This window comes from Xanthocytophaga agilis (genome assembly GCF_030068605.1).
GTDB lineage: Bacteria > Bacteroidota > Bacteroidia > Cytophagales > 172606-1 > Xanthocytophaga > Xanthocytophaga agilis.
Genome location: NZ_JASJOU010000005.1, coordinates 421,781 through 441,765, shown reverse-complemented (window position 1 = coordinate 441,765; position 19,985 = coordinate 421,781). Strand labels below are relative to the sequence as shown.

Sequence of the window (19,985 nt, the reverse complement as noted above, 5' to 3'; positions counted from 1 at the left end):
TAGCTTTTTATAAGTATAAATCAGAAAGTCATACCAATATTGGTATGACTTTCTGATTTATACACGGTTACCTAATTGTGAATTGTCCATTAATACTTGTGATGATCTTTAGCTTTGGTAGATTTTGTATTACTTTCAGAACCCTTACCATTATTAACTCTTACAACCATGGGTAAAATGATCCAATTTGTTCGCAATTACGACGATCTCTCTACTGATAAAGGTTTCCAGTTTAAGTTTCATTGTGACAAATGTGGAAATGGTCACATGTCACACTTTGAGACAAACGCACTGGGAATGGCTGGAAGTCTATTGAATGCTGCCGGAAGTTTATTTGGAGGAATATTTGGTCAGGTAGGGGATGCTACCTATCAGATGCAACGTGCAGTAGGTGGAAGGGCACATGATGAAGCCTTAGATAAGGCAGTTCAGGAAGGAAAACAGTACTTTAAGCAATGTTCCCGCTGTGGTAAATGGGTATGTCCGGATGTCTGTTGGAATCATTCCGCAGGTTTGTGTGAAGAATGTGCTCCAGATGAAAAAGAAGAGCTGGCAGCGCAGCAGGCGAAAGCAACATCTGAACAGATTTACCAGAAAACTCGCGAACAGAATTATACAGAACATATAAACTTTAAAGAGAAAACAGCTGTAATGCAATGTACCAGTTGCAATACTAAGCTTACTGTTACTGATAAGTTTTGTCCAGGATGTGGTACTCCTAACTCACTTGCCCGACCACAAACTGAGAATCAGTCAAGATTCTGTTCTGAATGCGGCGCACCTACTCAGCCAGGCCAGAAGTTTTGTGCTGGTTGTGGAAATAAGCTATTTTGATTAAAATACACTTTTCCGTAAATACTGTTTTGGAGATCTATTTCAGAACAGTATTTTTTTATATACCTATCTGCTGATTTCAGTACCTTCCTGATGTTTGTAATTATTGGAAGAGTTTAATTTCCTGATGTTTATCATCCGTTGTATTCGCCTGAGAAAGAATTGGTTTTTTCTCTAAAAATGACAATGAAATAATTCAGGCTTCGTTAAAATATAAAATACCTTCTTTATTCGTTTATTTGTGCTGTTGTTGTATATTTGAAGAAATGCCCCATCAAATTGTAGCAAAATAGTGGTTTTCGTAAAACTTGGGTTCATTTAATCAGCTTCTTTTAACAATGTCTTCTCATTCTTTTCGGATTGTAGCACTGGTTGTATTTTTCAGTTACTTGTGCAGTCCGGTTTTCGCACAGAAAAATCGTCGTCACAAAGACGAGACTCATAGGCAGAGTGAACTCGCCCAGGCAGAATATTACTTTACCGAAGGTATGAAGTACTATTTGCTGGATAATTATACAAAAGCAGTAGATTACTTTCAGAAATCTCTGGAGATTAACTCAGAAAATGCCGGAACCAATTATGCAATTGCTCAGGCTTTATCAAAAACCAGATCTTTCCAGGATGCTATTCCTTATGCAGAAAAAGCTATTAAGCTGGTGAGTACAAATAAGTACTATTATATCTTACTGGCTGATCTCTATACCCGTGATAAAAAATATCCTCAAGCTGCTAAAGCCTACCAGGAATTAGTCAGAATAGAACCAAACGACCCTGAATCCTATATTGAGCTGGCTAACCTGTATCTTCAGCAGGGAAAGTATGATGATGCTATCAAAGCGTATGACCAGATAGAAAAACGAATCGGAATTACAGAAGAAATAAGCCGTCAGAAGCAACAGATCTTTTTGAAGACCAACCATTTGAATGATGCAATCAGTGAAGGCAAGAAGTTGGTGGAAAGTTTTCCGGATGAACCTCGGTATGCCTTACTGTTAGCAGAAATCTATACAGCTAATAAACGTACCACTGAAGCAATTCCGTTACTGGAAAAAGTAGCATCAGGAAGTGAGGCAAGTTCACAGGCACATCTGATATTATCAGATATCTACAGGCAGCAAGGAAAAGTGCAGGAAGCAGATCAGGAGATTGAAAAGGCGTTTGGTAATTCAGATCTGGAGGCTTCTGTAAAAGTACAAATCCTTGCAAATTATATTCAAACCCATCGGGACCAGGAATCCAGAAAAAAGGCGCTGAAATTTGCGGATCTGATCATCAAAACCCATCCCATGGAAGCAAAAGCCTATGCCGTATATGGTGATTTGCTGGCAATGAATGATCAAAAGGAAAATGCTCGCCTTATATACAGCAAAGCTTCTCGTCTGGACAACTCTATCTATGAAGTATGGAGCAATCTCCTGAGACTGGATGCTGAATTAAACCAGGTTGATTCATTAATCAAACATTCTGAACAGGCATTGGAATTATTTCCTAATCAGGGTGAGTTCTGGTTCTTTAACGGATATGCTTATCTGTTAAGAAAAAATTACCAGAAAGCAGTAGATGCCCTTGAAGAAGGTAAAAAACTGGCCTCCAGCGATCAAAAGCTACTGAATGATTACAATTCAATGTTGGGTGATGCCTACAATGGAAATGGAGAATATGCCCGCTCGGATGCTGCTTATGAAGAAGTCCTGGCAAATGATCCTGATAATAGTTCGGTATTGAATAATTATAGTTATTACCTATCATTGCGTAAGCAGAAGCTGGAGAAGGCGAAAGAGATGAGTAAGCGACTTATGGATAAGCATCCTGATAATGCAAGCTACATCGATACTCACGCCTGGGTACTTTATATGCTCAAAGACTATAAAGAATCTAAAAAATATCTCGAGTTAGCTATCAAAGATGGCAATAATGGAACAATTCTTGAACATTATGGCGATGTGCTTTATAAGCTGGGAGAGACAGAAAAAGCTGTAGAGATGTGGATGAAAGCCAAAAAAGCAGGTGAGACTACCGATACTATTGACAAAAAAATTGCTCAACGGAAACTGGTGGAATAAGTAGGACAATTTTTATTTAAGTATAGATAAACCATACATTCAGATCCTTTCAGAAATAAGAGGATATTAGCTTTTTTCTAATGTATATATATATCCGAAAAATATTTCCTATTGTCGTTTGTGCATTGATGCTGGTGGCATGTGGTAAACGAGTGAAGCCTGTATCAAGCAATACTACATCTGATTCCGCTGGAATGCATGAAGATGAAGATCCCAGAATAAATGTAAGTGAAATTGAATTTCAGTTTTTTAAAGCAAAAGCGAAAATAAATTATGCAGATGCTGTGGCTAATCAGACTGCTACTGTAGATTTACGTATCAAGCGGGATAGTCTTATCTGGATGTCTATCAGTAAGTTAGGTATTGAAGGTGCCAGAGTATTGATTACTCGGGATTCAGCTTATGTGATAGATCGATTGAATAATAGTTTTGAAGTATATGATTTCAAAGGACTCGGAAAGAGATTCAACTTTAATCTATCCTTTGATATTATTCAGGCTGCCATTTTTGGTAATTTGCCTATTGCCAAAAACCGGAAAGAGAAGCTAAAGGTGATGAAAGACAAGGATTATTATCTGTTACGCCAGAAAGAAGATTCAGTCATTGTTGATAACTATGTAAGTATAGAGAATTTTAAGCTTAAAAAGGCTCTCTTTATTGAACCTGCTACCAATAACTCATTGTCTCTTGACTATGAGAATTTTACTCTGATAAATGACGTTTTGTTTCCATTTAATAGTAATATATCTTTGCAATACAAATCACCACAGGGTATATATAATACAGTAGTATCTATTCAATATACAAAAGCGGATGTGGCCGATAAGGAGCTCAAATTTCCGTTTAATCCGCCTGCCAATCGAAGAAATGGTAAAAAATAGTATCTCATTAGTATTCAAAAGGTTATCATTTTTTTTATTGCCACAGGCATACAGGTTAGGTATCGCCTTTTTTAAGCCTTCCCATATGGAGAAGGCATTTGTATTTACGGGCCCTACTGGTAAATATTGTCTAAAAGTATTTGCTTGCCTGCTTATAGTACTGGCAAATATACAGGGTGCACTGGCACAGAAAACACGTTCTCAACTGGAGCGGGAGAAGCGCCAGAATTTGGCTAAAATAGCAGAGACTAACCGTATCCTTAAGGAAACAGGTGCTGAGAAGCAAGTAAGTTTAGGGCAACTAACTGCCCTAAATGAGCAAATCACCACACAACAAGGACTTATTAATAAAATATCAGAAGAACTAACTTTGCTGGATAAAGAGATTGGTAATGTGGGACAACGACTCACAACCATGGAAAATAACTTTACCAGTCTACAACGTGAGTATGCTGCTATGTTGTATGCTGCTTCCAAAACCACAAATAGCTATAATAAGGTATTGTTCCTGTTCTCTTCCGGAAGTTTTACAGAGTTATTGATGCGCATGAAATACCTGCAGCAGTATTCTGAAGCACGAAAGGTGCAACTTAAGCAGATTGAAGCTGTACGAAAGACTCTGATAGAACAACGAATAGCACTAGATACTAAAAAACAGGAAAAACATAATCTGCTAGCTGTCCGGTTGAAAGAGAATAAAAGTTTGTTGAAGCTGAAAGATAAACAGAATGATGTGGTTGCTAAGTTAAATGCGAAAGAACAAGAGCTTTCTGTAGAATTGGCCGAAAGGAAAGAGTCTGTTGACAAACTGGAAAAACTAATTGCAGAGGTAATCGCAGAGGAACTGCGGAAGGCTGCTGAACGTGAAAAAGCCAGAGAGGCCTTGGCGAATAGTCGGAAAGCAACTGTTAAAAAAGGAGCTACGCGATCTGAAAGTTCCGCTGCTTCCACTTCTGTGACAATGTCATCCACATTTGAAGGAGCTAAGTCACAGTTAGCCTGGCCTGTAAGCTCAGGATTTATCTCAAGCCATTTTGGTCGTCAGTCACATCCTGTGTTGAAAGGGGTCGTAGTGGAGCATCATGGGGTTGATATACAAACAAATAAAGGTGAGGAAGTACGGGCTGTATATGATGGAGAGGTTGCTACGATTACTGATATTCCGGGAATGCACAAACTAATTATGCTGAAACATGGCAGTGAGTACTGGACTGTATATGCTAAGTTAGCAAAGGTAAATGTAGAACGTGGACAGAAGGTAAAAGCACAGCAAATTATTGGACAAGTATATACAGATAGAGAAGGTACTTCCGAATTACAATTTCAGATATGGCACAATCAGGAAAAACTAAACCCTGAAAATTGGTTACAAGACAAGTAGTGGAATCTAAAACATCAGCTAAACAAAAAGCTATTCTGGTACCAGAATAGCTTTTTGTTTTTAGAAGCATGAAACAACAACCCTTACACCGAAGTGGACTTATTGTTTCGTGTCCAGTAAAAATAAAATGGCAAACCTGTAAGAATCAGAAATAAACCAATACCAGCTTCTCGTGGACGTTCTATTAGAGTATTAACAATTAAAACAATACAAAATAAAATAAAGAGTGCTGGGATAACCGGATAACCAATTACTTTATATGGGCGAGGGGTGTCTGGCATTTTGTAACGAAGAACAAACACACCCAATGTAGTAGCTCCATAAAATATGAAGGACGCAAAAATCAGCATATCTGTCAGTTGATCGAAACTGCCCGATAATACAAGCATAGATGCCCAGAAAGCTTGTATTAGCAGTGAGTAGGAGGGAGTGTTGTATACAGGATGAATGTAATCAGCTTTGCGAAAGAATAATCCCTGATTGGCCATTTTGTAATAGAGGCGAGAGGCCATCAGTGCCGTTGTGTTGGTACAGCCAAAGGTGGCGATGAGAATGAGTACAGATACCAGTAAAGCCCCGGTAGTACCCCAAAAGTGTTTCACAACAGCTACAGCTGCAATTGTATTTTTAGATTCATGTATCTGAATAAAATCTGTAACTGGTAATACGTACAGATACGTGAAGTTGACCACGAGATAGATCAGAATTACACCTAAAACACCAAAGGTCAGAGCCAAAGGAATATTTCGGTTTGGATTCTTAATCTCTCCACCCATATACCCTACACTGCTCCATCCTTCATATCCCCAAAAGGCAGCCAGCATTGCGGTAAAGAGGATATTAATCAGTGAAGGATCTGTCCATGAACGACTCACATATGTGGGGGCTGGTGTCTGAATGTTTGCAAATGATCCCCCTCCCACGGTCAATCCGGCTATTACAATCAACACAATACAGGCTACCACTGTGCCGGTTACAATGTTACTTAGTCCTTCTCCAAAACGTAACCCTCTATAGTTTACCCAGGTAAGTGAGCAGATAAGAATAATTGCCAATAGCTTGACACCTATATTGTCAAAAGGCTGAAAAATACCAAACAGGGAGAGTTGGCTTACTTCAGGTGAAAAAGTAGGTAATGTCCATAGGCTGTTGAGAGATTGGGCAAAAACATACGCAATTGAAGCAATAGATGCTGAACGGATCACAGCAAAGCAGGACCAGCCATACAGAAAAGCAAACAAGCGGCCATATATAGTACGAAAATACACATATTCTCCTCCCGCATCAGCTAGCAGACTAGCAACTTCTGCATTGCTTAATGCTCCAAATAAGCTAACTATTCCAGCCAGCAACCAGCAAAACAACACCAGGCCTGGCGATTGTAACTCTGCAGACATGGGAGCCACCTTTTTAAATATTCCAGAGCCAATAATAGAACTGATAACGAGAACAGTAGCAGAAAATAATCCTAAGGAGCGGACCAGATGTCCCTGAGTTTTGGTAGTGGTTTGCATGTATGGTTTGCTTGGTACGGAAATTTTAACTGATGAATGTGATTGCAGATTGTAGCTGGAAAGTTTTGAAACACCCCTAAAGTTAAGACCTATCATGAAAAGACTTGTACATTTTCCTGCTTTTTTGATGATCGTTTTTGGGATCAGTGCGTGTCAGGAGCAGGAACAGGAAAGCACCGTAAGATCTGCTTCTACTTGTCAGATGACACAATATAATAATGTGGTTTTTCATTATTCAAGTACAAATGGAAAGCTACAATCTCTGGATTTTCCAGAAGGTAGTTATACGTTTGAATATGGTTCAGATGGATATCTGGCTTCTGTTGATGCAGTTCATTCAGGAACGACCTATGCTGTAAAAACAGATAGCAGAGGAAATATCATAGAAGCAATGGACTATCAGTTTAATTATGATGATCAGAACCGTTTGGTCATGCTTCAGAAACTTACTGGAGAGATAAATTCCTACAGGCGTTTTGAATATGATACAGACGGAAATCTTTCTAAAGTATTTACCAAGGCTCTATCTTCTGTTCCTGTTCCGGGAGCACCACCAGTTAAAGAAGTCCTTTCTTTAGGGAATTTTCTGTATGACACTAACAATACTCCCTGGCAAAATGATGCTATATTAAAATGGGTTGTGCTTTCTTCTCTGCTTACTTCTTTCGAAATAGCCGACCAGGTGGGTGCTTACAGTCTTCATAACTGTGTAGGATATTCTATTTATTATGCAGAAGATCTGGAAAATTCACGTTTTACCAGTAGTGTAAATTATACCTATAGTTCATCTCAGGTGCCTGTACAATATAATGTAACTGGCAATGCAGGTGCCTACAGTTGTAGTTATAATTATCAGTGTAGCAATGATTAATGGCTACATTCTTTCTTGTTCTCCAAAGGATGTGTAGATTCGCGGGTAAAAGATCCCCCGAATCGTATGATGCAGTTATGTTTTGCGACCAATAATCGCCACAAGATTGAGGAAATTTCCAGACTGGTTGGTAATAATTTTCACATTGTTAGCTTACAGGAAATAGGTTGTTATGATGAACTTCCTGAAACACATGATACCATTGAAGAAAATGCTTTTGAGAAAGCAGAATATGTGTGGGAGCATTTTGGTGTAAGTTGTTTTGCCGATGATTCTGGTATTGAAGTAGAATCCCTTAATGGTGAGCCTGGAGTAAATACTGCTTTTTATGCAGGTCCCCAACGCAATAATAATGATAACATGGATCTTCTACTGAAGAATCTTCAGGGGAAAGAAAATCGTAATGCTCGTTTTCGTACCTGTATAGCCCTTATCATTAATGGTGAAAAACATCTGTTCGAAGGTAAAATTGAGGGGCATATTCTGGAACATCAACAAGGTACAGGAGGATTTGGATATGATCCCATCTTTATGCCCAATGGATATCAGAAAAGCTTTGCTGAGATGACATTGGATGAAAAAGGAAGTATCAGTCACAGGGGAAAAGCAGTACAGAAACTAATTGAGTTCCTGAAAACAATACAGAAATAAGGCTTTGAGTGTATATGTAGTGATTCTGAATGACTACAACTATAATCGCAAGTCCAGACATGAGTCATGCCAAATATTGGATATGAATAAAACCCAAGCCTATGTTTTTGTGTAGGCTTGGGTTAATTTTTGAGAGATGTTTATTTCTTCATTTGTTTATTGTCACTTACATCACTCTTCTTGCGGCATGGTACTTTTTTGCTTGTCCAAAAAAGTACCCCAAAAAGGACAAAAAATTCCAAAGCTTCGCCCGGCACAGCCAACGCTAGGCCCGCGGAATTTTTATCCCTACGCACCTACAAGACCAACCACGATTGGAGTCATCTTTGCTCTCTTTGTAGCGCCTTTGTTTCTTAACAAGAGATACGTCTTTTATTCAAAGTTCGGGATGAATCATGTTTTTTGAGATTTACTTACACGAGTATGCTTCTATTGAAAGAGAGGTGCATACTCAGTAGGTATTGCTTGGATTTTTCGTATCTGAATATCTTTGAATAATACTTCTGCTGCTTCACTCTGTAATTGGATCTTGCCTTTGGTAAGAGGTATCGCCTTGCCGTTTTCCATGTATCGTGAATGCTGGAGAACCATCACCACATGGCCATTCACGATGTGTAGACTCTTATCCTGAAAACAGATTAATTCCAGTGTGTTCCATTCATTGTTTGGCTTTTCATAGTTTTCGCTACGCAGGCAGAATCCACGTCCTGGTACACCTGTACCAAATGGCAAAAATGACTGAGTAGTACTAGCTACACTATTCATATCTCCCTCTGACAAAAATGCCCGAATATCAATGGCAGAGTTAGCAATATTCCAGTAATCACCCATATGACCTTCCATGATCTGGAACTCTTGTGATAACTTCCAGGCTCTCCAATAGTCCACACCACTTTCACCTACAGAGTGATACAGTATGCCACTATCCCGCAGTTTCTCTATGCGAGGCTCGTACTTTTTATCACCCCATTTGACTTTGAGTTTCAGATGATAATTCTCATATTCCTGTTTGGTAAATACCGACCCATAGATTTCTCCACTGATTCGTAATACAGGTTCGCCTTTTTCTTCTATCACCGAAAAGACGTTTTTTTCATTCGTATTATACCCAATCGGTTTGATCAACGAACCGGATTCGTCTTTTGGAGCGTCACCTTTGTAATCGCGTGTATGACGAAAGCTCAGATACATTTCCCAGTTAGACAACTTCTTGTCTAATAACGGTGTCCATTGGTCTTTGGGCTTGAATGAAGGAACACAGATAATTACTAAGATTAAAAGGACAAAGAGGCTATATTTCATAATACCTATAAAGTGGGTGGAATAGATAAAAGCCCAAAGGTAGCAGATCGATAAAGGGGATTATTTGTATAAATTCATCATAAAACGGTAGTTTTATTGATTTGTGTCATTACTGGCAGAGTGGCTTTTATTGCCTCCCATTAATCAATAGAAACATGAGTCATCCCAAGTTTTAAGGAAAAGGATATCACATCCTTTAAAAGAAAAGAAGTAAAGGACTTACAAAGAGAGTGGTGCCGACTTCAATCGTGGAAGGTGGTGTAGGTGCGTAGGGAATCTTTTCTTCGCGAGGTTGGCCTTTGGCCTTGCGGGCGGAAGGATCGGAGAAAAGTGCTTTTTTTTGCTTACTTTTTTGGGCAAGCAAAAAAGTAAGAGGTCAATGGAAGAGTGATGTAATGGACTATAAACAAATGTAGAAAGAGAGATTTTCCAAAATTAAACCCAAGCCTACACAATTTTCAAAAACATAAGCTTGGGTTTTACTCATATCCAAAATTTAGGATGACTTATGTAAAAGAAGCAATAGAATAGGTATATTATTTCAGCGTCCAGATTGTTTTAATATTTGTAATTTTTGATGAGGCATCTACATTACAACTAAATAAGAGGTCTCCCTGACAGTTATAGGCAGCAACCCCAGCACATGTACAACATAGTGCTCCTGAGACAACAGGAACGTAAATCGTTTGTCCCTCATATGTACCTTGTTGAACACTTTGTAATACACAGTAAGGACTTTCCGGATCTTTATTGGATTTTTTGATTAGTTCCTTGAGCCAGGGTAGGTCTTCTACCGGATTATTAACTCCACAAGCTGGTGCAGATCTTTTGGATTCAGGGCCTATACCATCGATGGACTGGCATGATACTAATAGCATAATCATGCATGTAAAAAATAGTAGAAACAATTTCATGAGTGTGGTATATTTTCTAATTTCTAAAATTGTTATACCATATTGACACTCAGTTATTTTAAAAGGTTGTCAGTTAATGGAGTTTTTTTGAAATAGTTGTCTTAGTGCAGACTGTAAAGGGTTACTATAAGCCTTGTTTGATTGTTTCTATTGGGATGTGATAACGATTACTCCAAACACCATTTTTATCCCAAATCGTTTATAAGCTTCTAAACCTTTTACAACTTCAATGGTGTATTTGTCCGGTTTTTCTTTTACGGCTTTCAGCTTTTCCTGAAGCGCTTTATTTTTCTTGGGCCTTTTTTCTATTACACCATTTTTAGCAGGTATGCTTATCTCCTGCACATAGATTTTGCCATCAATGATATACGTCAGATCCGGATTTCTGCTGAAATCTTTTTCACGTACATAAATAAGTGATTTAGGATAGTCAATAAACCCACCTTCTATTCTGGTCAGATTGGCCGATGGATGGATAAAGTACATAAGTCTGACACTTGCTAACTTCATGCTATCCTGTGTATCTAAGACTCCTGGTAAAATCTCGATAGTTTTGCCATGAGTAGTATAAGTGAAATCCTTTTTGACCTGTTCTTGTTTTTGGTGCGGAATGTTACTGAGTTCAATGATTGACTCACTGATAAACTTTAACCTGCAATTAGGCAGATCGTCTTCCATAGATACAGATACATAATAATCATTAGATTTCTGACCATAGAGACAGGTACAAGCAATCAAGGTGACTAGGTAAATAGCGAAAAAGCTTTTTATGGTTTGAAGAATACCTCGTCTTTCAGATTTCATGCTATAACAGATTTACATTTTTATCTTTTGTATACCAATACAGGTAGAACAACTATACATTGTTCCTGACTTTTAGAGAATACCTGCAAACCTATATGATTTTAAGATAAAAACTCTGTCCATGACTTATTGTTGGCAATGCAACGTCGCAATTTTCTAAGAAAAGCAGGCTTTCTAACTACTGGAGCCTTGCTTTCTCACTCTACACAAGCTTACCAGAATGTTACACCTATTCAAAAAGGTGACCATGTACTTATTCTGGGTGCAGGCGTTTCTGGTCTGTCTGCCGCCTATATGTTACAAAAACGAGGGGTCGCTTATACCCTGCTGGAAGCAAGATCAAGGACAGGTGGGCGGATACTGACACATACAATTGATAAAGATACTGGCTTACATGTGGAACTGGGAGCTGAGTGGGTAGGCGCTTCTCACAAACGCTTACTTGCCCTTTGTAAAGAGTTAGGCCTGGAAGTAGAGGATCATTCGTTTCGGTTTTATTCTCTTTTGCAGGGACAATATACTACCCCTGATACCTATCAGCCAGATGTAGCATGGGATAAGAAATACAAAGGGCTACTGGAAGGATTTCTAACTAAAAGTGAAAAAGAGAAAAAGCGGCTGGATAAAATTGACTGGTGGAGATATCTGGTTAGCCAGGGTATTCCGGATCGTGAACTGGAGATGCGCGAACTCAATGATAGTACAGATTTTGGGGAATCCATTCGAAATGTATCAGCATATTCTGGTATTTCGGAATATGCAGGCTCAAGCGCAAATAATGAAATGGACTTTAAGATAAAAGGCGGGAATACTCAGCTTATTGAAAAGCTAACTGAGAAGGTAGGCACTGATAAAATACTGAAGAATAAAAAAGTAACACATGTTTATCAGGAGAATAAGCAGGTAAGGGTTACCTGTAAGGATGGAACTGCCTATACTGGACATAAACTAATTTGTACTCTACCTGCTGTAGCGGTGCTGGACATTCAATGGAATCCTGTGTTGCCAGAGTTACAGATAGAAGCTCTACAGCAACTACAGTATGCACGAATTATCAAATCGTCGGTATTGTTTACAGAACGCTTCTGGAAGGACGAAGCACTTAGTATTGTCAGTGATACTTTGCCTCATTATTTCTTTCATACTACCAAAAATCAACCTGGCTCTAAAGGTGTTTTGACATCCTATACCATTGGCGATAAGGCACATATCTTTTCCCGACTTTCAACAGAACAAAAGATTTCACGGATTTGCCAGTCTTTGACTCCTGCTTTTGGTGATACTGAATCTCTGGCTGAAATGGCTGTTTGCTACTACTGGGCTGATGATAAAATTACTCAGGGTGCCTATGCTATTTATGATGTAAATCAATGGTATGGTATCAGGGAGGTTATTGCTCAATCATTCAAACATGTTGTTTTTGCTGGCGAGCATATTGCTGAGTGGCAAGGATTTATGGAAGGCGCTATCCAGACAGGCGAAGATGCAGCATTGGCGTTGATTGGATAGAAGGTATATATATTTTCAAGTGTGATAATTGGTATAGTGCTTCTATTTGTTATACTATAGTGGCTTTATGCTATAATTGTAAGATGAGAATAAAAGAACTAGATTTAGACTTTAGTGGCGGAACTGGTAGTTGGTTTGATTTTTGGCATACTCATGTAGATTGGAAAAGAAAAGGGAATCAAAGTTGGAAGGCTAGATTACCTTATTTGAAAGAGTTGATAGATAGCTTCCACTACTTGAAAGATGCCTTAAAAATGTATCCAAAAGATTATCAGTTATGGATTTTGATTGATGAGAAGGATAGTGGTGAAGATGCTGTATACATTCATTCAGAAAATCCTAATCAGGACAACTTTCCTCTTACAGTGGATTTTATAGCGCCACAGATAGAAGATAAAAATCTGGCTGATTTTATAAATTCAACTGGGCTAACGGTTATCCAAATAGATATGATGGAGGGCAAGTTATATTATTTGTTTGATAAAAGTGTAGGATTGCCTCTGCTAAAATAGACTATCTATAAAGTAGGTTAGAAATGATTCTTAAACTGACAGAGGACACATGCTTTCCTTTTTTTGAGAATTGGTTACATATTTGCGTCAAGGCGTTTGATTTAAACTGAGTATGGAACTTATACACTATCTTGAATCTCATAAACCAATTTCGAAAGAGGATGAATCCTTGGTTACAGGTGCATTTGAACGTCTAGAGTTTAAAGAAGGGACAATGCTTTCTGCTGTCAATCAGATCTGCAAAAAACTTTACTTCATTTGTAATGGTATACTACGTATTGTATCAGTTTCTGAAAAAGGAAATGATATAACCCATTTTTTCTTAAAAGAGAATTATTTCTGTACCATTACAAATAGTTTCAATAATCAGATTGTAGCCCAGGAAGGCATTCAGGCAGCTACAGATGTAGAAGTGCTGGCAATTGGCAAAGAAGAACTTAGTGAATTGTATCTGCAAGTTCCGCACATAAAAGAAGTCATACAGAAAGTGATGCAGGAAACATTACTGCAAAAAGTACAAGTCCGTAATACCTACCAAGGACTTGATGCAACAAGTCGCTATAAGCTTTTCTTAATGCTTCAGCCAGAAGTAGCCGCACGAGTTTCGTTAGGGTATATTGCATCCTATCTGGATATTACTCAGCAGTCGCTAAGTCGTATACGAAAAAATCTCTCCCGATCCAGCTACAATCAGCCAACTCGACCTTAAAAGGTATCATTCCAATTATAGTAATAAATAAAGATTTAGTTTTTTCATTCCACACTGCCAGAACCTGATCGATTTTACCAAATGTTAAATAGATTCGGTTGGGTGTTAGTGACTTTTGTATTGTCAAAACAAAAAAACAATACAATGGATACAACATTTCAACATCAGAGCCTCAGAGACAAAAGAGTTGTCATTCTGGGTGGAAGTACAGGTTTAGGATTTGCTACAGGCAAGGCAGCTGCACAGGAAGGTGCTAAAATTACGTTGGTCTCACATAGTATGCAAAAATTAGAGATCGCTGCAAGTCAATTGCCCTCAGAGACAGAGATATATTCTGTAGATTTGAGTAAGGAATCCAATATTCGTGACTTTTTTGAGGGCTATGGTCAGATAGATCATTTAGTGTATACAGCAGGTGAAAATCTGACTCTGAATACGATTGAACAGCTAAGTCTGGAAGCAGCACAGAAGTTTTTTGCTATACGGTATTGGGGAGCTTTGGCTGCAATAAAATATGCTAAGAAGCATATAAACTCAGGTGGCTCTATCACATTAACAGGTGGAATCGCCAGTTTAAGGCCCCAAGCTGGATGGGGTATAGGAGCTAGTATTTGTGGCGCGATGGATGCTTTCACCCGTGCTATGGCAGTAGAGCTTGCCCCTATACGTGTAAATATCGTTTCTCCAGGTTTGGTGCGTACTAATCTCTGGAATAGTATGGACGAATCGGATCGGGATGGTCTTTTTCAGACCGTGGGTCAGGCGTTACCTGTAGGCAGAATAGGTGAGGCAGATGAGGTGGCTCAAACCTATCTTTACTTTATGAAGCAACCATTTAGTACAGGTCAGTCAGTGGTGGTAGATGGTGGTAATGTGCTTATATAGGGAAAAGTATTGTAGTATGGATTTGTGGTGAATGAATTACAATCTTGAAAGTGATCGGAATTCTGTTCAGAACCAAAATTATTAGAAAGATCTCATACCGTTTGATCAAAATTATTTTTGAACAGAGTTTGAGTTGTTTTTGCATTTGACCGGAATACTGATCACTTTACAGAAATATTCGAATAATGGTCACTTTCTTCATTGACCTAAACTCTGTTCACTTTATGAGTTTGATCGGAGTTTAGGTCACTCTTCTGATTGACTGGAGTTCCGGTCAAAATCTACAATTATCCCAATGCTGATCACTTCTGAAAAATATCACAATACTGATCAACTTTCAAGCCCATCAGGATCTTGATGTTCTGCACAATTTAATAGGAGTCATACTGTACTTCGGTCAGAAAATAAAAAAGCCACTGGAACAGGGCCAGTGGCAAATTTTAAAGTAAGATTTTTGTTGTAGTAGCAAAGTCAGGCTGCAGTCGGTTCACTGATAAGTTGTGTAATTTTAGCTGCAACTGGTTTTAATGTAGCATTCTGTTGCCAGACGGACGCTTTTGCTTTTATGGCTGTTGTTGTTCGGCGACGATGTTTTTTGCAAATATCCAGATAGAGTTCCAATAGTTTCTTCAGATTTTTGGGCGGTGCTCCTTCCAATTGGATGATCAACGATTCCAGAATCTGCTCCAATGCTGAATCGTGTAGGGCTGAAATACCCTTGACTAGAGTAAGAGCACTGATCAAACGCTGCACAGGTGCATAATTTCCAGTAATAAGTTTTCCTAACATCTCACCTAAAAGATAGGTATCCAGTCGAGCATCAGAAATAGCTTGAACTACTACCTCGGATGCAATGCCTCGGGTTGTATTTTGGGCATGTAACAGGCCTGTAGCAAGTAATAGAGTAGAGGCCGTCTGAAAAGAGTGATCTGGGGATAATAAGGTTCGTAATACCGCACTCACAATTCTACGCTCTGTTTCTTCTCCCAATTCTGAACGTATTGTACCAGCTTGTATGGCTTGGATATACAATGTTTCCGGATAGTGTGGAATGAGTGAAAATAGTAACTCCGCATCTTTTTCGTTTATATAGTAATAGGAAAGGTCTTCCTTCTTACATATATGCTGTGAATACAATAATCCAAGAGGCGAATAGATTTTATCTGGTAACTGTAAATGAATGACACTGTACCGGATAGTGATAATTGTTTTATCCCAGTTTTTATACGAATAGTTTTTGTGTTGTATCTCCCATTTCAATGCAAACGGTGAGAGTACATTGGGTACGGTTGCCCAAGGGGTAGCTTCCAGAAAATCAAATTTCCCAGATGGATTTTTGGTACGAGCGGCTACTGCCCATAGAATATGCTGTTCATCTTCTTTGCGAGGTCTGCGAAGGCTGTGTTTATCCATGAGTTTTGTCATTACATTCGAAATAGGCTTCAGAAAGGATGATTTACTGGAAAGTGTTGGTGCCACTGTATCTCCCAGAAAAAATAGCATCAATTCCTTATAAAATCCTGTGAGCTGTTCTGCCTTTTCTAATGCAGATTCTTTTTCTTCCTGGCTTGTACGGGCTATGGCAATTGCCAGATCCAGATAGTCGATGGGTGTATTGTGCTTTTGATAAGCAAGCATTCGGTCTACCAATACCTCAGGCGCAATCCAATACGGTGTATGTGAAGGTGTTGCTAATAAAGGCAGAGTTGATTTGTCATGTATTTTATTAATAAGCTGTTCAAATCGCTGCTGATAAATATACAGGAATCGGTCTGTATTATTTAGATTTACCTGACTTACATAATGCGTTTTTCCTTGATTTGCCCAATCAGAAATCAATGCATTGATCAATCCCTCCATGCCATATAGCCATTGCATTTGTTCGGGCTTTCGCAGATACGGTTTTACCTGTTCATGAAAATTAGCAGGTACATTGGATTGAAGACGTATCAATCCATCAAGTAACAATTCCAGATTCTCTGTATTTAAATGACTGGTAACTTTGCCAATTTGAAAAAGTAAATCATTCCAGGAGTTTATAGGTTGTAGTTTATTCTGAGTTGTAATGCGTTGTGGTATTGAGATTTCCTGCTTTTGATAAATACAGGAAGGGTCATCTTCAGATACAGGGAGAAATTCCTGTAGCAGATCTCTTGCTGTTGCAGATAACTGATCACTAAATAATGTTAGCTGTTCCAATAATGCTTCATCTGTCCGATCCCCAACCTGGCTAATCAATTTAGCGGCTTTTTCGTGTATAATGGCATCATCTATTATAAATACATTACAAACAAGCAGGCAAATCTGTTTTGCCAGAGATGGATGTGTTTTTACTGATTTTTCGAAAATAGCTAGCAAACTACGGATTGCTGTACGTACATCACTACGGGATAATAAGCTTTCTGCACCTACAGATAATGCTGTAAAGTCAAAGTCTGGGTGAGTATAAATATGTTTTATCTGCTCTATAGCAAAGTTTACAGGTTGTGTAGATGTACAATGTAGCAATTCGCAGATACCTTGTTGTAGAGTTATGCGTTCACCAATAGTTGGCTTTAATTCATTAAACAGATCTTTATACCAGCCAAGAAGGTTTTTATTAAAATCCCGTTTCAAGCCATGCAGACACTTTTGTAATATCAATTGTCGGTTTATTTTGTTTTCTTCAACCAATCTGAGAAAAATACCCGTCCAGTTAAGTGTCTGCTTGCGATCTTTACTGTAATAATGATTTATCCAATACAGATTTGTTTCATATTCAAATACAGATAAGAGGTCATTTTTTAATAAGAAGTCATCCTGACAGATAAGAGAGTAAACATCCCTTTGCGTTTCCTGCTGATCTTTCCAGGGTATTTGAAGCAAATATGTCATGGGTTTGGTAAACAATTCCTTATCATGTTGGATAATCCCCAGCATCTGTAACTCACGAAGTTTCTGATAGTCTATGATAAGCCATTCATTTTTCTGCTGATGATGTTTCAGACAGTCTGTGAACCAGCCTTCCTGGCGATATTTTAGTATTTCCAGAATATAAGGCCAAATATCTGACTGGCTGTGGTTATTAAACAGGCGAACAATATAATCTGATGAGAAGAGGTCCTGTTTACTTAGTAAGCCTAAGGCGGCCAGTTGCAATACATTAGTTTGTCCTGCAGTTCCTTTTCTACCCCAGTTTCCAATACGTATTTCAATATACTTCTCAAGTTGTTTTTTTAACGTTTTTATCTTTTTGCGTAACTCCTCCAGATTTCCAGCAGGTAAGGATTGTAAAAAAGGCAATAACTGATCTGGTTTCTCGTGTAATATAATTTCCTGTAGTTGGTCAGCGTAATTCATAGGTATAAGCAGTATAAGGGATAATAAAAAAATGAAAAGAGATATTCTGGAAATGAGTCAAGTAAGCAATTGTTTTAAGTAGTGAACTCCTGAAGTTAGTAGCTGGAGGCTTCCATATTCTCTGTCAATATTCTTACAGAGAGTATATGTTTGCATGGGCCACGCATTCCCTGATAGTCTGTGAACCACTGACATGTACAACATTGTGTATGTTCATCAATCAGGACAGTATGCCATACATTAGTTCCTTTAACACGAGCTTCTGTACAGGTAGGTGTATGGATGAGTAGTTCTATCTCTTCTTTCTCTATTAGCTTGCGGGCATTTTTTAGGCGTGGATTCAGGCTGGCAATACGCTCTGGTTTATAAGGCAGACGACGATAGAAGTGTTGTCTTGTTGTGAGATCATAGCCTAACAGTCCCATAGCAGACAGACTTGCACAAAGAGATTCAACCGTTTCGAATTCAATGTCGTTTTCCAGTGAGAAGAGTGTTGGATTAAATTCTTCATTCGCTTTAAAGAGGTGATTGGCTCCCCGAATCCATTCCAGTGGAATATTGTCAGTCAGATTATCCAATACATTGCCTTCACCTGAGAATCCCCGATAAGGATCAGCAGATAGAGAGAATATAAATCGTAAGGCTCCCATTGATAAAACAAAGGCGCTTGCCTGACGATCAGGAGTTGCGTAAATACTAAAGCTGTCAATAAATGGGAGTAGACCTTCCAGTAATCGTATGCGATGAAGCCCGCCGATCATGATAGCTCCATCCATGGAGGCAGGGGTGAAAATTGCCTTACCAGCTCTCATCGTCAGATAATAAGCTGTTCTGATGGTTCCCTTGGGAAGGGTCTGAAACAACTGAATAGTTTGTAGCTTTGTTAACTTACACACTTCGTCCATTTCTGCAAGATACAACTGCACAGAGGTAAGACCTTTTATCCAGCGGGTAGGCAGTGTTACTTTGCGTTCTACTACTTGTTCCCCCTGTTTCTCTAATATTACTTCTTTTTGTCCTACAGAAAGAAACACCTCATCCTGTTTTAGAATGCCTGTCAGTGCATTAATCATAGGCTCATTGAAATCTACATTGGTAGTACCACTGGAAAGAAACTCTCCTTCCAGCCCTTCTGGTAAGATATCCAATCGCGCATATATGCCATTGCAGGACGAGAATGCCTCAAAGCGCATTTTACCTGCACCTGCTGTTACAATAGGATCACGCATGGCTGCTATTTCCTGTGGAGACAAAGCAAAACGTGATCGTACCACCTTTGAAAGAGTGGTCAGGCACTTTGCTGTTAGATAAGGATCTTTGAGCTTTCCCCAGAAAAAGCAGGATACTTCCTGTGCAGCGTCCTCATTATAATGAGAAAGGAGAATGTTTGTTTGTGTTTCTACTCTTTGTACAGTGGATGGAATAGAATAGTCGTAGGTTAAATCGTTTGTCATGCTATACAAGCGGTCTGAATTAATAAAATATATCTATCTTTAATATTTTAATATGTCAAAAGTACTAAATATTTTTAAAAATTATAAAATTATAATTTAAAAATATTAAATGATTTATTTTTTCAGATGATTGTACAACAGAAAAATAAGCTATATCCCATTCAGGTTTATTAGTTGACTATCTATTAGAGATTTCTGGTTAGTAATCTACTTGATAACTTTTTCTTATCTTTTATAATAATAGTATATAAAAGGGGGTTAGGAATAGGGGACGTATATAAAAATAGAAAGACCTAATAGGGGATAGAGTTTTATAACTAGTCAGCAATTGTTTGACGTTCAATAGATTGTATTAGTAACTT

Annotated in this window: 16 protein-coding genes; 10 read left to right on the top strand and 6 right to left on the bottom strand. The window is 38.5% G+C overall.

Going from position 1 to position 19,985, the window contains the following annotated elements; all coding sequences use genetic code 11:
- Positions 1-177: 177 nt before the first annotated feature.
- From QNI22_RS17585 to QNI22_RS17570, 4 genes are all read left to right on the top strand, one after another.
- A complete protein-coding gene (locus QNI22_RS17585) occupies positions 178-834 on the top strand; it encodes a zinc ribbon domain-containing protein (RefSeq protein ID WP_314512580.1) in 657 nt (218 codons plus the stop codon).
- 338 nt (positions 835-1,172) lie between these two features.
- A complete protein-coding gene (locus tag QNI22_RS17580; protein WP_314512579.1) occupies positions 1,173-2,897 on the top strand; it encodes a tetratricopeptide repeat protein in 1,725 nt (574 codons plus the stop codon).
- Positions 2,898-2,977: 80 nt separating this feature from the next.
- Positions 2,978-3,778, top strand: coding sequence for a lipoprotein insertase outer membrane protein LolB1 (gene lolB1, locus QNI22_RS17575; RefSeq protein WP_314512578.1), 801 nt, complete (start codon positions 2,978-2,980; stop codon positions 3,776-3,778).
- An 85-nt stretch (positions 3,779-3,863) separates the two neighbouring features.
- Complete coding sequence (locus QNI22_RS17570; protein WP_314512576.1) at positions 3,864-5,159, top strand: murein hydrolase activator EnvC family protein; 1,296 nt, start codon at positions 3,864-3,866, stop codon at positions 5,157-5,159.
- 83 nt (positions 5,160-5,242) lie between these two features.
- On the opposite strand, the gene QNI22_RS17565 is transcribed toward QNI22_RS17570, so the two are convergent.
- Entirely contained in the window at positions 5,243-6,673 is a 1,431-nt protein-coding gene (locus tag QNI22_RS17565; protein ID WP_314512575.1) for an APC family permease, read from the bottom strand.
- Between the two features lie 94 nt (positions 6,674-6,767).
- Here QNI22_RS17565 and QNI22_RS17560 point away from each other — a divergent pair, with 94 nt between their 5' ends.
- On the top strand, positions 6,768-7,544 hold the full coding sequence (locus tag QNI22_RS17560; protein ID WP_314512573.1) for a hypothetical protein: 777 nt from the start codon (positions 6,768-6,770) through the stop codon (positions 7,542-7,544).
- Positions 7,545-7,610: 66 nt separating this feature from the next.
- Entirely contained in the window at positions 7,611-8,195 is a 585-nt protein-coding gene (locus tag QNI22_RS17555) for a non-canonical purine NTP diphosphatase (protein WP_314512570.1), read from the top strand.
- Between the two features lie 429 nt (positions 8,196-8,624).
- Here the strand turns inward: QNI22_RS17555 and QNI22_RS17550 are convergent, their stop codons facing one another.
- The 3 genes from QNI22_RS17550 to QNI22_RS17540 all read right to left on the bottom strand — a co-directional run bounded on the left by QNI22_RS17550 (position 8,625) and on the right by QNI22_RS17540 (position 11,215).
- Entirely contained in the window at positions 8,625-9,497 is an 873-nt protein-coding gene (locus QNI22_RS17550; protein ID WP_314512569.1) for a 3-keto-disaccharide hydrolase, read from the bottom strand.
- 536 nt (positions 9,498-10,033) lie between these two features.
- On the bottom strand, positions 10,034-10,375 hold the full coding sequence (locus tag QNI22_RS17545) for a hypothetical protein (RefSeq protein WP_314512567.1): 342 nt from the start codon (positions 10,373-10,375) through the stop codon (positions 10,034-10,036).
- Between the two features lie 183 nt (positions 10,376-10,558).
- Entirely contained in the window at positions 10,559-11,215 is a 657-nt protein-coding gene (locus QNI22_RS17540; RefSeq protein ID WP_314512565.1) for a hypothetical protein, read from the bottom strand.
- 138 nt (positions 11,216-11,353) lie between these two features.
- Between QNI22_RS17540 and QNI22_RS17535 the strand changes: the two genes are divergently transcribed.
- The 4 genes from QNI22_RS17535 to QNI22_RS17520 all read left to right on the top strand — a co-directional run bounded on the left by QNI22_RS17535 (position 11,354) and on the right by QNI22_RS17520 (position 14,830).
- Positions 11,354-12,724 carry a flavin monoamine oxidase family protein gene (locus tag QNI22_RS17535; RefSeq protein ID WP_314512563.1) on the top strand — a complete coding sequence of 457 codons (1,371 nt, stop codon included), beginning with the start codon at positions 11,354-11,356 and terminating at the stop codon, positions 12,722-12,724.
- An 83-nt stretch (positions 12,725-12,807) separates the two neighbouring features.
- Positions 12,808-13,236, top strand: coding sequence for a hypothetical protein (locus QNI22_RS17530; protein ID WP_314512562.1), 429 nt, complete (start codon positions 12,808-12,810; stop codon positions 13,234-13,236).
- A gap of 112 nt (positions 13,237-13,348) precedes the next feature.
- Complete coding sequence (locus QNI22_RS17525; protein ID WP_314512561.1) at positions 13,349-13,945, top strand: Crp/Fnr family transcriptional regulator; 597 nt, start codon at positions 13,349-13,351, stop codon at positions 13,943-13,945.
- A 144-nt stretch (positions 13,946-14,089) separates the two neighbouring features.
- Entirely contained in the window at positions 14,090-14,830 is a 741-nt protein-coding gene (locus tag QNI22_RS17520) for an SDR family oxidoreductase (protein ID WP_314512560.1), read from the top strand.
- Between the two features lie 471 nt (positions 14,831-15,301).
- Here QNI22_RS17520 and QNI22_RS17515 read toward each other — a convergent pair whose 3' ends face one another.
- Both QNI22_RS17515 and QNI22_RS17510 read right to left on the bottom strand, forming a co-directional pair.
- Positions 15,302-18,169 (bottom strand): DUF6493 family protein, encoded by a 2,868-nt coding sequence (locus tag QNI22_RS17515; RefSeq protein ID WP_314512558.1) that lies wholly within the window; start codon positions 18,167-18,169, stop codon positions 15,302-15,304.
- Positions 18,170-18,264: 95 nt separating this feature from the next.
- Complete coding sequence (locus tag QNI22_RS17510) at positions 18,265-19,623, bottom strand: SWIM zinc finger family protein (RefSeq protein ID WP_314512556.1); 1,359 nt, start codon at positions 19,621-19,623, stop codon at positions 18,265-18,267.
- Between the last annotated feature and the right edge of the window lie 362 nt (positions 19,624-19,985).

Coding starts and splice junctions, on each gene's coding strand:
- QNI22_RS17545 (WP_314512567.1), bottom strand. CDS start 10,375: ATGCTATTAGTATCATGCCAGTCCATCGATGGTATAGGCCCTGAATCC.
- QNI22_RS17510 (WP_314512556.1), bottom strand. CDS start 19,623: ATGACAAACGATTTAACCTACGACTATTCTATTCCATCCACTGTACAA.
- QNI22_RS17565 (WP_314512575.1), bottom strand. CDS start 6,673: ATGCAAACCACTACCAAAACTCAGGGACATCTGGTCCGCTCCTTAGGA.
- QNI22_RS17530 (WP_314512562.1), top strand. CDS start 12,808: ATGAGAATAAAAGAACTAGATTTAGACTTTAGTGGCGGAACTGGTAGT.
- QNI22_RS17535 (WP_314512563.1), top strand. CDS start 11,354: ATGCAACGTCGCAATTTTCTAAGAAAAGCAGGCTTTCTAACTACTGGA.
- QNI22_RS17580 (WP_314512579.1), top strand. CDS start 1,173: ATGTCTTCTCATTCTTTTCGGATTGTAGCACTGGTTGTATTTTTCAGT.
- QNI22_RS17570 (WP_314512576.1), top strand. CDS start 3,864: ATGGAGAAGGCATTTGTATTTACGGGCCCTACTGGTAAATATTGTCTA.
- QNI22_RS17555 (WP_314512570.1), top strand. CDS start 7,611: ATGATGCAGTTATGTTTTGCGACCAATAATCGCCACAAGATTGAGGAA.
- QNI22_RS17550 (WP_314512569.1), bottom strand. CDS start 9,497: ATGAAATATAGCCTCTTTGTCCTTTTAATCTTAGTAATTATCTGTGTT.
- QNI22_RS17585 (WP_314512580.1), top strand. CDS start 178: ATGATCCAATTTGTTCGCAATTACGACGATCTCTCTACTGATAAAGGT.
- QNI22_RS17560 (WP_314512573.1), top strand. CDS start 6,768: ATGAAAAGACTTGTACATTTTCCTGCTTTTTTGATGATCGTTTTTGGG.
- lolB1 (WP_314512578.1), top strand. CDS start 2,978: ATGTATATATATATCCGAAAAATATTTCCTATTGTCGTTTGTGCATTG.
- QNI22_RS17525 (WP_314512561.1), top strand. CDS start 13,349: ATGGAACTTATACACTATCTTGAATCTCATAAACCAATTTCGAAAGAG.
- QNI22_RS17515 (WP_314512558.1), bottom strand. CDS start 18,169: ATGAATTACGCTGACCAACTACAGGAAATTATATTACACGAGAAACCA.
- QNI22_RS17540 (WP_314512565.1), bottom strand. CDS start 11,215: ATGAAATCTGAAAGACGAGGTATTCTTCAAACCATAAAAAGCTTTTTC.
- QNI22_RS17520 (WP_314512560.1), top strand. CDS start 14,090: ATGGATACAACATTTCAACATCAGAGCCTCAGAGACAAAAGAGTTGTC.